Source organism: Ruegeria sp. CH5, assembly GCF_056537025.1.
In genome coordinates this window covers 1052796-1065282 of sequence record NZ_JBQFQT010000001.1, presented here as the reverse complement: position 1 = coordinate 1065282, position 12487 = coordinate 1052796, and the positions used below count along the sequence as shown (strand labels likewise).

General features: G+C 61.9%; 14 protein-coding genes. 2 read left to right on the top strand and 12 right to left on the bottom strand.

Annotation, left to right across the window (positions count from 1 at the left end; translation table 11 throughout):
• Window positions 1-100: 100 nt before the first annotated feature.
• Window positions 101-655 (top strand): polyhydroxyalkanoate synthesis repressor PhaR, encoded by a 555-nt coding sequence (gene phaR / locus ACR0JC_RS05275; protein ID WP_170338290.1) that lies wholly within the window; start codon window positions 101-103, stop codon window positions 653-655.
• A 48-nt stretch (window positions 656-703) separates the two neighbouring features.
• Here the strand turns inward: phaR and ACR0JC_RS05270 are convergent, their stop codons facing one another.
• The 5 genes from ACR0JC_RS05270 to ACR0JC_RS05250 form a co-directional block, all read right to left on the bottom strand.
• Entirely contained in the window at window positions 704-1918 is a 1215-nt protein-coding gene (locus ACR0JC_RS05270; RefSeq protein WP_170338292.1) for a DegT/DnrJ/EryC1/StrS family aminotransferase, read from the bottom strand.
• A gap of 111 nt (window positions 1919-2029) precedes the next feature.
• Window positions 2030-3334, bottom strand: a complete 1305-nt coding sequence (locus tag ACR0JC_RS05265; RefSeq protein ID WP_170338294.1) for an NAD(P)/FAD-dependent oxidoreductase — start codon at window positions 3332-3334, stop codon at window positions 2030-2032.
• 12 nt (window positions 3335-3346) lie between these two features.
• Window positions 3347-4705, bottom strand: coding sequence for a glutamine synthetase family protein (locus tag ACR0JC_RS05260; RefSeq protein ID WP_170338296.1), 1359 nt, complete (start codon window positions 4703-4705; stop codon window positions 3347-3349).
• Entirely contained in the window at window positions 4705-5385 is a 681-nt protein-coding gene (locus ACR0JC_RS05255) for a type 1 glutamine amidotransferase (RefSeq protein WP_170338298.1), read from the bottom strand. The genes ACR0JC_RS05260 and ACR0JC_RS05255 overlap by 1 nt, the downstream gene beginning before the upstream one ends.
• Before the next feature lie 58 nt (window positions 5386-5443).
• Window positions 5444-6763: a glutamine synthetase family protein gene (locus tag ACR0JC_RS05250; RefSeq protein ID WP_170338300.1), complete on the bottom strand. Its 1320-nt coding sequence runs from the start codon at window positions 6761-6763 to the stop codon at window positions 5444-5446.
• A gap of 272 nt (window positions 6764-7035) precedes the next feature.
• On the opposite strand from ACR0JC_RS05250, the gene ACR0JC_RS05245 reads away from it, so the two are divergent.
• Window positions 7036-7323 (top strand): sll1863 family stress response protein, encoded by a 288-nt coding sequence (locus ACR0JC_RS05245; protein ID WP_170338302.1) that lies wholly within the window; start codon window positions 7036-7038, stop codon window positions 7321-7323.
• A 25-nt stretch (window positions 7324-7348) separates the two neighbouring features.
• Here ACR0JC_RS05245 and ACR0JC_RS05240 read toward each other — a convergent pair whose 3' ends face one another.
• The 7 genes from ACR0JC_RS05240 to ACR0JC_RS05210 all read right to left on the bottom strand — a co-directional run bounded on the left by ACR0JC_RS05240 (window position 7349) and on the right by ACR0JC_RS05210 (window position 12463).
• Window positions 7349-8155 carry an ABC transporter permease gene (locus ACR0JC_RS05240; protein WP_093962543.1) on the bottom strand — a complete coding sequence of 269 codons (807 nt, stop codon included), beginning with the start codon at window positions 8153-8155 and terminating at the stop codon, window positions 7349-7351.
• Complete coding sequence (locus ACR0JC_RS05235; RefSeq protein WP_170338304.1) at window positions 8152-9039, bottom strand: ABC transporter permease; 888 nt, start codon at window positions 9037-9039, stop codon at window positions 8152-8154. The genes ACR0JC_RS05240 and ACR0JC_RS05235 overlap by 4 nt, the downstream gene beginning before the upstream one ends.
• A gap of 80 nt (window positions 9040-9119) precedes the next feature.
• The gene (locus ACR0JC_RS05230; RefSeq protein WP_093962541.1) at window positions 9120-9869 is read right to left on the bottom strand and encodes a transporter substrate-binding domain-containing protein; all 750 of its coding nucleotides are present in this window, start codon (window positions 9867-9869) and stop codon (window positions 9120-9122) included.
• A gap of 32 nt (window positions 9870-9901) precedes the next feature.
• Window positions 9902-10678 carry an ABC transporter ATP-binding protein gene (locus tag ACR0JC_RS05225; RefSeq protein ID WP_170338306.1) on the bottom strand — a complete coding sequence of 259 codons (777 nt, stop codon included), beginning with the start codon at window positions 10676-10678 and terminating at the stop codon, window positions 9902-9904.
• A gap of 128 nt (window positions 10679-10806) precedes the next feature.
• Entirely contained in the window at window positions 10807-11550 is a 744-nt protein-coding gene (locus ACR0JC_RS05220) for a phosphate/phosphite/phosphonate ABC transporter substrate-binding protein (RefSeq protein WP_170340010.1), read from the bottom strand.
• 5 nt (window positions 11551-11555) lie between these two features.
• The gene (locus ACR0JC_RS05215) at window positions 11556-11993 is read right to left on the bottom strand and encodes a tellurite resistance TerB family protein (protein WP_093962539.1); all 438 of its coding nucleotides are present in this window, start codon (window positions 11991-11993) and stop codon (window positions 11556-11558) included.
• Window positions 11994-12013: 20 nt separating this feature from the next.
• Window positions 12014-12463: a tellurite resistance TerB family protein gene (locus ACR0JC_RS05210; RefSeq protein WP_170340012.1), complete on the bottom strand. Its 450-nt coding sequence runs from the start codon at window positions 12461-12463 to the stop codon at window positions 12014-12016.
• Between the last annotated feature and the right edge of the window lie 24 nt (window positions 12464-12487).

The following is a 12487-nucleotide window of genomic DNA, read 5'->3' as shown; positions in this document are numbered from 1 at the left end:
GGTGCAATCGCTAAGGGCAGGTCCATTGACCTGCCCTTTCTTTTTGTTCTGCAGTCGCATAACCTCTGCTGCAACGCATCATCCTTGGGGAGGGTAAACGGTGTCGGACAAAGATAAACCTCTGCTGATCAAGCGGTATGCCAGCCGTCGGCTGTATAACACCGAGACCAGCGACTACGTCACGCTTGAGGACATCGCTGGGTTCATCCGCGACGGGCGCGAGGTTCAGATCATCGACCTGAAAACCGGCGACGACCTGACACGACAGTATCTACTTCAAATCATTGCCGAACATGAAAGCCGGGGCGAAAACGTCCTGCCTGTGAACGTTCTGAATGACTTGGTGCGCAGCTACATGGTGCCGGGTGGGGGCATGATGCCGCAATTCCTGCAATCCAGCTTTGAGATGCTGCGCGAAAGCCAGGCCAAGATGATGGAAAACATGAATGCGATGAACCCCATGAGCAGCATTCCCGGGTTCGAAGCAATGCAGGCGCAGCAGCAGGCGTTCCTGAAGGCCATGACAGGCGGGCTGTCGGGCAATTGGTCCGGGCCGGACAAGGACGAAGAAGGCAAGTCCGAGTCCAAAGAAGACCTGGACGACATCAAGAAACAACTGGCTGAATTGCAGCAGAAGCTTTCCAAGCTCAGCTGAGACCAGACAGGCCCGGACAACCCGGGCTTTTTCTTTCCTGTGTTGGGGTCAGGTGCCGAAGGCCACTTCGGGTGCGGTAACCTCGCCGACCGAGGCCAGGATGATGTCGGCGATTACATCCAGTTCCGCACGGGTCAGGCGCACCGGCAGACGCACGTCACAGGCCGACATCAGCATTGCGCGCGTTCGAGGCAACTCGACCTGCTCTGGCAGAAACTGCCAGTTCCAGAAGGCGCGGGCATTGTCCTCGTTCAGACCAAACACCTGCACCTTGACGCCACGGCCCTCGGCGGCAGCGGCAAATGCCTTGATCTGGTCTTTGTCCAGATCGACCAGGTTGAACTGGATCGAATCCGGCGCGCGTCGCTCCGGTGCCAACGGGTCGGGGACGTGGATATGCGGTGAGGAGTTCAGGCGCTGCGCGACATAATCGTGGTTGGCCAGCCCGTCCCGCACCCGCCGCGCCAGTTCGGGCAGTTGGGGGCGGATCACCGCGGCGCTGAGATTGCTCATACGCAGATTGTAGAGCGGCAACTTGTTCTGCCATCGCGCAAAAGCTTGCTCCAGATCAGGTGTATTCTGGCCGTGCGGGCCTTTGTGTTTCTTCCAATTGTGCTCGTAGGCGCCCGACATGATTACGGCGCGTGCGACTAGGTCGGCGTCGTCGGTGACAAGGATGCCCCCTTCGCCCGCGTTGATCATCTTGTAGGACTGGAACGAGAAACAGCCCACCTTGCCGATGGTGCCGATGTTGCGGCCATGCCAAGTGGTGCCCAGCGAATGGGCCGCGTCCTCGATCACCGGGATGTCGCGCGCGTCGCACAGCGCCATGATCGCGTCCATGTCCGAGGTATGGCCGCGCATGTGGCTGATGATCACCGCTTGAACGTCGTCGAGCTTGGCCGCGAAATCGTCGATGTCGATGCGGTAATTGTCGCCCACCTCGCACAGGACCGGAACGCAGTCTGCATGCACCACCGACGAGGGCACCGCCGCAAAGGTAAAGCCCGGGATCAGCACCCGCGCGTCCCGCGGCAGCCCCAGCGCCTTCAGCGACAGGAACAGCGCCGCCGAACAGGACGACACCGCCAGCGCGTATTTGCTGCCCAGCAACTCGGCGAACTCTGCCTCAAGCAAAGCAACCGGTGCGTCCTGCGGCGCGGTATAGCGGAACAGGTCCCCGGATTGCATCAGGGACTCGATCGCGTCTTTGGCAGCGGCGGGGATGGGTTCGGCGTCATGGACGTTGGGTGGCAGCGTCATATTTGATAATCCCAAATTCTATGTTTGGAAAAGATAAAATGAAAAGCTGAGCAAACCAAGCCTTCATTCGCCTGCTGGGCGAAATTTCACCGAACCGTCACAAGTGGTGGGTCAAAGGCCCAGCCTATCACGCAGGGCATACCAAGTCATCGCCAGCACCAGCAGAGGGCTGCGCAGGGCCGAGCCTCCGGGGAAGGGCATGGCAGGCACGCGGGCCATCGTGTCGAACCCTTCGGCCTGACCCTGGATGGCCAGCGCCATCAACTGACCGGCATGGGTTGCAGTGCCGACCCCATGACCGGAATAGCCCGAGGCCGACAGGATGTTCGGCGCCAGACGCGTCAGGTAGGGCATCCGCCGCATGGTGATGGCCAGCGTGCCGCCCCAGGCATAGTCGATCCGCACGTCGCGCAGATGCGGAAAGATCTCGGTCATCGGTTTGCGGACCTTGGTGGCGATGTCGGACGGAAAACGATAGCCATAGCTCTCGCCACCGCCGAACAACAGCCGCCCATCGGCGCTGAGGCGGAAATAGTTCACCACGAATTTCGTGTCGGCAACCGCCACGTCCTGCGTCAGAACCTTTGCGGCCTCGGCGCCCAGCGGCTCGGTCGCGGCGATGAAATTGTTGATCGGCATGACCCGCGCCGCGACCTTGCGGTTCAGGTTGCCCAGATAGCCATTGCAGGCCAGAACCAGATGGTCGGCCGTGACCGAACCCTGTTCGGTGCGAACGGTGACGCGCGGGCCTTCTTCGATGCCCAGTACTTCGGTGTTTTCGTGCAGCGTCAGACCGGCGGCCAAGGCGGCCTCGGCCAGGCCAAGCGCATAGTTCAGCGGGTGCAGATGGGCCGCGCCCATGTCCAGATATCCGCCCGCATAGGCCGGCGAGGGGCAGAGCGCGCGCCCGGCTTCGGCATCTAGAAGCTCGATCTGGTCATAGCCATAGGCGGTTTTCAGGTGATCGGCGTGAGCGTGCAATTCGGCGCGTTCGCCGTCGCTGAAGCCCAACGTGGCGATGCCCGGTTTCAAGTCGCAATCGATGCCCTGGCGTTCGATCAGCGATTTGGTCAGCGTCTTGGCGTCTTCGGCCAGATCCCACAGCTTGGCCGCGTCGTCGCGCCCCACCAGCTTCTCCAGGTCTTCCTGATCCATGCGCTGGGCGCTGCCCAGTTGCCCGCCGTTGCGCCCCGAGGCGCCGAAGCCCACGCGGTGCGCTTCAAGCAGGACCACCCTGAACCCGGCCTCGGCCAGGTGCAGCGCGGTCGAGAGGCCCGTATACCCTCCACCCACGACACAAACGTCGGCAGTGACATCGCCGCGCAGCGGCTCGGTCGGGGTTCGCGGGTGCGCGGTGGCGGCATACCAGCTGGGCGGGTAGGTGCCGCGTTTGTCATTGCTGTACAGCAGGTTCATGGCGCACATGGCTCAGACGTTCAGCAGCAGGTGTTCACGCTCCCACGGCGAAATCACCTGCAGGAACTCCTCGTACTCGGCGCGTTTTACGATGCTGTAGACCCGTGCGAACTCGGGGCCCAGAACCTGATGCAAGGCTTCGGCCTCGTCGAACAGATCCAGCGCGTTGCCCATGACCTGCGGGATGTCGCCGTCACCTTCGTAAGCGTCGCCATAGAACTGACGGCGCGGGCGGTCCTGATTGACCAGACCAAGATAGCCACAGGCCAGCGACACGGCGATGCCCAGATAGGGGTTGCAATCCATCCCGGCGATGCGGTTTTCCACCCGGCGGCTGTCGGGACCCGACAGCGGCACACGTATCCCCGTGGTACGGTTGTCGCGCGCCCATTCCAGGTTGATCGGGGCGGCATGGTCCTTGACGTAGCGCCGGTACGAGTTGACGTAGGGCGCCATCACCGCCAGCCCGGCGGGCAGGTGCAGCTGCAGACCGGCGATGAAGTTGTAGAACGCGTCCGTCTCGCCGCCCTGAGGCCCCGAGAACAGGTTCTTGCCCGTCTCCATGTCGATGATCGAATGATGGATGTGCATGGCCGATCCCGGCTCATCCTCGATCGGCTTGGCCATGAAGGTGGCAAAGCAGTTGTGACGCAGCGCGGCCTCGCGGATCAGGCGTTTGAAATAGAACACCTCGTCAGCCAGCTTGACCGGATCGCCATGGCGCAGGTTGATTTCAAGCTGACCGGCGCCGCCTTCCTGGGTGATGCCGTCGATCTCGAAACCTTGCGCTTCGGCGAAATCATAGATGTCGTCGATCACGGGGCCGAATTCATCCACGGCGGTCATGGAATAGGCCTGCCGCGCGGCAGCCGGACGGCCCGAGCGGCCCATCATCGGCTCGATCCCCTTGGCCGGGTCCACGTTGCGGGCGACCAGAAAGAATTCCATCTCGGGCGCGACAACCGGTTTCCACCCTTTGTCCTTGTACAGCTGGACCACGCGTTTCAGCACGTTGCGCGGGCTGAACGGAATCGGATCGCCGTCCCGGTCGTAGGCGTCATGGATCACCTGAAGGGTCCAGTCACCGGTCCACGGTGCCGCCGAGGCCGTGCTGAAATCGGGCTTGAGGATCATGTCGCGTTCGATGAACCCATCCTCGCCGGCGGCCTCACCCCAGTCACCAGTGATGGTTTGGTAGAAGATGCTGTCGGGTAGATGGAAATAGGCCTGCTTGGCGAATTTCGATGCCGGAACCGCCTTGCCGCGGGCAATCCCCGGCAGGTCCGAGATGATGCACTCGACCTCGTCCAGCCGGTGCCCTTCGATGTAATCCCGTGCTGCTTGTGGAAGTTGGTCTGTCCAGTCGGCCATCAGGCCCTCTCTTTCTTCAGGAACTCTGCCATGAAACGCCCGATATTGGCGTTGTCATCCGGAGCGTTCCATCGGGTTTTTGCGTCGTCCATCAGGGCGTCGGGCACCACGCCTTTACCGCGTGTCTCCATGAGGCCCTGAATGAAATCGTTGGAATATTCGGGATGTGCCTGCACCGTCCAGATCGTGTCCCCGTAGGCAACCATCGCGTTCTTGCAGAACGCGTTGCTACCCAATAGCTGGGCGCTGTCGGGCAAGGCCGTCACCTGATCCTGGTGCCACGCGTTCAACGACACCTTGCGCCCGTCATAGTCATACTCCGTGCGTCCGATCGCCCAACCCTTGTCGAACTTTTCAACCTTGCCGCCCAACGCCTGAGCGATGATCTGGTGGCCGAAACAGACCCCGATCAACGGTTTCCGTGCCGCTTGGATCTCGCGGATCAGTTGCTCAAGCTTGGGGATCCACGGATGATCTTCGTAGGCGCCATGCCGCGAGCCGGTAATCACCCATCCATCGCAGTCGCTTGCGCTGTCGGGGAACACATCATCCACCACCGCATAGGTCATGAACTCGAAATCGTTGCCGTCCAGAAGCTGTTGAAACATCAGGTCGTAGTCGCCGAACGATCGTTCCAGCGGTTCGGGCGCGTGGCCGGTCTGCAGTATGCCGATTTTCATGAGTCACCAAATTTGATCAAATTCAATCTACCCGAGTCTCGATCCACGGGCAAGAGGATCATACGGACTCCAGATAGCTCAGCCAGTGACTGTCGGGGTCCATGTCGGCAAAGCGTGCGGATTCCTGCCTTTTGGTCATCACCATGTTGCGGATCAGATCCCCAGAGATGATACGCGCGATGATCGGGTCCGTCTCGAACGCCGAAATGGCCGAATCCCAGTCCCCCGCCAATTGCGGAAGCCCTTCGATCTCGTAGGCGTTGCCGGTGATCGGGGCGGGGGGCTGCAGGCCGTCCTCGATGCCGATCAGAGCCGCGCCCAGAACCGCGGCCAGCATCAGATAGGGGTTGATGTCGCCGCCGGCCACACGGTGCTCGATCCGGCGGGCGGCGGGCGCACCGCCCGGAATGCGGATTGCGGCGGTCCGGTTTTCATAGGCCCAGGCCGCGCCTGTGGGGGCATGGGCTCCGGGTACGAGCCGCGTGTACGAATTGCCATGCGGAGCAAAGATCAGGGTGCTGCCGGGCATGGCGGCCAGACAGCCGGCGACGGCAGAGCGCAGGATATCGGTCCCTTCACGCCCGCCATTGTCAAAGACGTTGCGGCCCTGGCCATCCAGCACCGAGAAATGCACATGCATCCCGTTCCCCGCATCATCGGCATAGGGTTTGGCCATGAAGGTCGCGGTAAAGCCGTGCTTGCGGGCCAGCCCACGGGTCAATGCCTTGAAAAGCCACGTATCATCGGCGCAGCGCATGGCGTCCTGATGGTTCAGGTTGATCTCGAACTGGCCGATACCGCTTTCGGAAATTGCCGTCTGGGCGGGAATCCCCATTTCGGCGCACCCGTCATAGAGCTCGGTGAAGAAGGCGTCGAAGGCGTCCATTTCGGCCATCGACAACACCGCCTCGCCGCGCAGCCGACGACCGGTAACCGGGTTATGCGGGGGCTTTGGTTGCGCGTCCGAGGAATCAAGCAGGGTGAATTCTAGTTCGGTCGCGGCAACAACTTTCCATCCGCGCTTGGCATAGCGTGACAGGACCGCGGCCAGCGCATGGCGGGGATCGCCGGCAAAGGGTGTGCCGTGATCGTCGTACAGGCACATCGGCACCAGCGCCGTGGGTGTGGTCAGCCAGGGCATCGACACCGGGCCGCGCTCGGTCGGGCGCAGCACTCCATCGGCGTCGCCGGTTTCGAACACCAGTGGGCTGCCCTCGATATCGGCGCCCCACAGATCGACGTTCAGCGCCGAAAACGGCATGCGCACCGCGCCGCTGTCCAGCTTGTCGGCGTAAGATGGGGGCACGCGTTTGCCGCGCATCTGGCCGTTCAGATCACAGGCGGCGACGCGAAATGTATGCAGGGCGGCAAGGTCCATCTGGGGCTCCGTCGGTATGTTGCGGCAAACCTAGTCGAGCTTTTGGGTGTTGTCACGATATTTGATCAAATTATTCCGGTGGCGATCTCGTGCGCGGCAGAAAAACGAAACATCAGGACTTGTACACATTCCAGCACCTGCATTGCAGGGTTTGCACAACTTCGACTGGCCGGCTCGGATCAGTACTCGGATGCGTATTTGGGGGAATCGCGAGGGCTGGGTTACGCTGTGATCCGCAGTCAGGAAGTTTTTCACAGGAAAGGAATATTCGGATGTCGGAAAGAGATGTTTACGTCGAGAAAGCCAAGGCCATGCTGGACCAGTGGAACGCCGAAATCGACAAGACCAAGGCCAAGATCGACGAGGCCGCGGCGGACAGTAAAATCCGGTACCAAAAGCAGTTGGAAGAAATGCAGGCGCAGCGGGACAAGGCCGAGGCCGAATTGAAGGAAATGCGCAAGGCCAGTGACGCGGCCTGGGCCGATATGAAAGCCGGGTTCGACAAGGCGTGGGACAACATGTCCGAGGCTTTTGACACCGCGATGGCGCGCTTTAAGTGAAACGACAGTTAAAGGGCTTGGCGCCTCAGCGCGCCAGGTTCAGGCGGAACCGCATCTTGGCCTTGCGCGCCACCGGCAGGTGCCGGTTCAGCCGCTTGTTGATCAGGCCGAACACGCCCACGATCACCAGTGTCAGCAGGATGAAGTAGAACGCCAGGATCGGGTAGGGGACGAACGGGTTGAACGTCTTGTCGGCGAAATAGCTGGCATAGTACAGCGCGTCCCCGCGTTGTTGCCAGGCCGGGAAGGCCGAGAAGAAGACCAGCGTGGTGGCATGGAACAGGAAAATCGCCTCGTTCGTGTAGGCGGGCCAGGCCAGCCGCAGCATGGTGGGCCATACGACCCGGCGGAAGCGCGACCATCCTGACATGCCATAGGCATCGGCGGCCTCGATATCTCCCTTGGGGATCGACCGCAGCGCGCCATAGAAGATCTCGCCCGAATAGGCGGCGGTGTTCAGGAACAACACGATCAGCGCCCCCAGCCAAGCCGAGGTGAAGGCGTCGAACATCGGGTAGGTCTTCTTGAGCGACAGGAACAAGAAGTAGGCAAAGAAGAACTGGATGAACAGCGGCGAGCCGCGGAAGATGAAGATGAACCACTCGGACGGTTTGCGCAGCCACTTGCGGCTGGACGCCTTGCCCAGGGCCACGGCCGTGGCCAGGAAGAACCCGGTGGCCAGCGCCATCACGCCGAAATAGATGTTCCAGATCATCCCTGAACCGATCAGGGTGAACTGTTCGCACAGGGTGAAATCGCTGCGCGGCAGCAGGCGCTCGCCAAACCCGATCGAACGCAGGCCGTAATCCTGGATGGTCTGCAGGCAGCTCATGCGGTGGTCTCCTTGCGCAGCAGCTCTCCGCCCGATGTGGCCTGGCCATGCGACAGGCGGCGCATCAGCCGTTCGAGGCCGATCTCGGAAACGCGGGTCATGCCAAGGTAGAAAACCAGCAGGAACAGGAAGTACCACATGCGCCAGTCGCCATGCGGATAGGCGGTGAATTTCGAGGTCTTGGTGCCGCCCAGCTCGCGCGCCCAATAGACGATGTCTTCGACCCCCAGCAGGAACAGCAGCGGCGTGGCTTTGATCAGCACCATCCACAGGTTCGACAGGCCGGGCAGGGCATAGACCCACATCTGCGGCACGAGAATGCGCCAGAAGGTCTGGCGGCGGGTCATGCCATAGGCCTCGGCGGTTTCAAGCTGCGCCAGCGGCACGGCGCGCATGCCGCCGAACAGCACGTTGGCGGCGAAGGCACCAAACACGATCGAGAAGGTGATGACGGCCAGGAAAAAGCCGTAGGTTTCGTGCACCCATTCCGGTGCGGTGCCCAGCGGCAGCTTGGCCTGGGGGCAGACGAGGAAATCGTTGCCCTGGCGGATCGGATCGGTCCAGTCGGGACACAGCACCTGATGCCGCATCCACTCGAACCCCTGGTCCAGGGCGATCACGAAAAACAGGAAAAACGCAATGTCGGGCACACCGCGCACGATGGCGATATAGCCCTTGCCCAGCCAACCGAGTGGCGGGAAATGCGACCGCGCCGCCATGGCCCCCGCAAAGCCGAAAGCCAACGCCACCGGGGCCGTCACCGCCAGCAAGGCCAGAACCTTGATGAACGACAGGTAGAACGACCAGTGCACGCCGTTGGTCAGATAGCATGAAAACCAGCGGAAAGTGCCGAGCGTGTCGGGATCAGCGCAGTAGGAAAACATGGGGCGTCTTTCGAACGTCGGGTCCGGCGCGGGCCGGGGTGGGTTCGGCGCGCGTGGCGCCGAACCGCAGGACCGGATGCTTAGTTGGTGACGACCGAGCCGTCAGGTGCGTAGGTGGCGGTGTCTTCACCAAACCACTTTTTCAGCATCTCGTTCAGGGTGCCGTCCTCTTTCATCGAGGTGATGGCGGCATCGAACTTGCCGCGCAGTTCGGCATCGCTTTCGCGCAGGCCCATGCCGACGCCACCGCCCAGCGGGACCGGATCGCCGACAAAGACCAGTTCGCCATTCGATTCCTCGACCAGCGGCACCAGGTAGTCGCGGTCGGCCAGAACGGCATCAGCCTCACCGTTGCGCACGGCGGCGATGGTTTCTTCGGGCGTTGCGAATTCAACTAGAGTTGCGCCCGACTCGGCCACGTGGCCGGCTTGGATGGTGGCGGTCTGTGCGGCGACCACGCCGCCGGTCACGTCAGCATCCGCCGAGGTTGCGACATAGGCCGACGCGGTAGGCGGATAGTAGTCCTGGGTGAAGTCGATGACCTCATCACGCTCGGCCGTGATCGACATGCCCGCGATGATGGTGTCGTAGTTGCCCGAGACCAGGTTCGGAATGATCGAATCCCAGTCGTTCTTGACCCATTCGCATTCCAGCTGGGCGCGTTTGCACAGCTCGTCGCCGACCTCACGCTCGAAGCCGTCGATCTCGCCGGCGTCGTTGATGAAGTTGTACGGAGGATAGGCGCCCTCGGTGCCCATGCGGACCGTGTCGGCCATGGCCATACCAGCGCCAAGCGCCAGCGCTGCAGTGGTCAGAATCAGGTTTTTCATTGGTAACTCCCCTGTTTGGTTCTGTCCTGATTTTACGCCGCCTTTGTGGCGGAGAGAAAGCCCCGAAGCCTTTCGGATTCGGCAGCAGTGAAAATATCTTCGGGCGAGCCTTCTTCTTCAATCAGGCCCTGGTGCAGAAACACCACGTGGCTCGAGATGTCGGCGGCCATCTGCATGTCATGGGTCACGATGATCATGGTGCGACCTTCGGCGGCCAGATCCTTGATCACCTTGATCACTTCCTGTTCCAGCTCGGGATCGAGCGCCGAGGTCGGCTCGTCGAACAGCAGCGCCTCGGGCTCCATGCACAGGCCCCGCGCGATCGCGGCGCGCTGTTGCTGGCCGCCCGACAACTGTGCCGGATAGGCGTCGCATTTGTCGCCGATGCCAACTTTGTCCAGGTATTTGCGGGCGCTGTCCTCGACCTCGTGCCGGTCACGGCCGAGCACGGTGATCGGGGCCTCCATCACGTTCTGCAAGATGGTCATGTGGGCCCAAAGGTTAAACTGCTGGAATACCATCGACAGGTTGGTACGGATGCGCAGCACCTGCTTTGGATCGGCGGGGCGGCGGTGATCGCGAGTTCCGGTCCAGCGCACCGGCTCGCCCTTGAACATGATTTCGCCCTCCTGGCTGTCTTCCAGCAGATTGCAGCAGCGTAGCAGGGTGGATTTGCCCGACCCGGATGATCCGATCAGCGACACCACATCGCCGCGATGGGCGGTGATGTCCACTCCTTTGAGGACTTCGAGATTGCCAAAGCTTTTGTGCAGGTTCTTGATCTCGATGACGGGAGTGCTGTCTGTCACGGGACGTCCTGGTGTTGTTGATTGCGTTGGTGCGGTACTAGGGCCGAAAAACAAGAGCAATGCAATGCGCAAATGACAAGTTCAAGTCCCGAAACCTCCGATTCGGCCACGGTCAGTGGTCAAATTGGTCAGCTTTCGGGCAGCAACGCCGCAGGCGATGGCGGGTTGGGAACGGCCAGGTAGAGATCGGCGGCAATGTCGATCAACCCGCGGATGTGCAGCGCTGCGCGATCAGCCGGGGAAAGGTCTGAGATCGCGGCGCGAACCGCGGCGGCGACCGGGGACGGATCGCGCGCGGTCGCAGTGATGTAGGGCAACGCCGGGGTGGGGCGCGTGCTTTCCACCGGGCGCAGGCGCTGGCCCAGATCGGTATGCTCTTGCAGCAGCACCCATGTAAGTGCGTCCAACGATGCGAAATCGGCGTGGCCGTCGGCCACCGCATGCGCCGACAGAGCGTGTCCGCCGGTTTCCAGCAGGCGTAACGGCGTAAGGCCCAGTTCGGACAGATGCGTGACCGGCGCGGCCCAGCCCGATTGGGACAGCGCCTCGTTATAGGCAAAAATGCCCAGTGCCAGTTCAGGCAGATCGCGCGCGTCATCGGCGCGGGCCACGAAAACCGAGCAGTAGTGTCCTGGCGGACAGCCCGGCAGGTCATAATCTGGAGTGCCGACCAGATGCACCTTGCCGTGCAGGCGCGTGCGATAGGGCATACCGCAGGTCTGGGCAAAAACCAGGCTCGGATCCTGCCAGATGTCCCAGAAATCACGATCGCGGGTCAGTTGGCCCGGACCTTCGCCCAAATGTGCGCGAATCGAACTCCAAAAGCGATCGTTGGCCGGTTGCAAAGCGGGCATGTCGTACATGCCCAGCATCGCCGTCACGATTTGGCGGCCTTCTGCCGGGCTAGAGCTGAATCCACGTCGCTGACGCCCAGAAGGCTGACGACCAGTCGCAGCAGCGAGTCCTCGTCCTGCGAGCGCTGACCGTCAGCCAGCGCCACCGACCACAGCGCCTGAACAACTCCGAGGCGATGGTCGTACGGCACCGCATCCTTGATCGCACGGGTAAAGCGGACGGTATCAGGGGCCTCGGCCTCGAGATCTTCGGCTTGGGCGCGCAGCCCTGCGGCCTCGAACGGGGACAGGCCGTAGCGCTCGGCCAGAACCTTGTCGATGCGCGACATCTCGGTATCGGCATAGTCATCATCGGACCGGGCAAGGCGAACCAGCAGGGCGGCCAAGGCCAGCCGGGCGTCATCATCGGTCAGTGGGTCGGGCTGCGGCTGGGTCAGCCGGGACAGAAAGGCGTTGAACATGGCCTAGATATAGCGGCCACTCAGCCCGCGTCCAAGCGGCTTTGCACCCGTTCGCGCGCGGCCTGGCTGTCATTGTAGCTGAGGCCCATGGCGATACGCGCTTCTTCGACGATCTTGATCTCGCCCTCGTCCGAATTGCCGTCGGCCAGCACAACCTCCCAAAGGGCCTCCATCGCGGCCAGACGTTCGTGCAAATCCGTCGTTTCGCGGATCAGTTTGCCGAACGTATCCGTGTCGGGGGCTGCGGCGTGCAGCTTCTCGCAGGTGGCGCGGACCTTGGCGGCCTCGATCGCGTTGTGCTGGTACAGCCGTGCCAGAATGCGGTCGATCAGGCTGATTTCCTCGATCTTGTAGTCGCGGTCGGCCTGCGCAACACGCACCAGCAAAGCGCCAAGCGCCAGTTCCGCATCGGGGTCCGGCAGCGTGGTCTGCTGAGGAGGGCGCAAAGCCTGCAGGAAGTTCTTTAGCAGTGGCATTGGGGAATCCGTATTTCT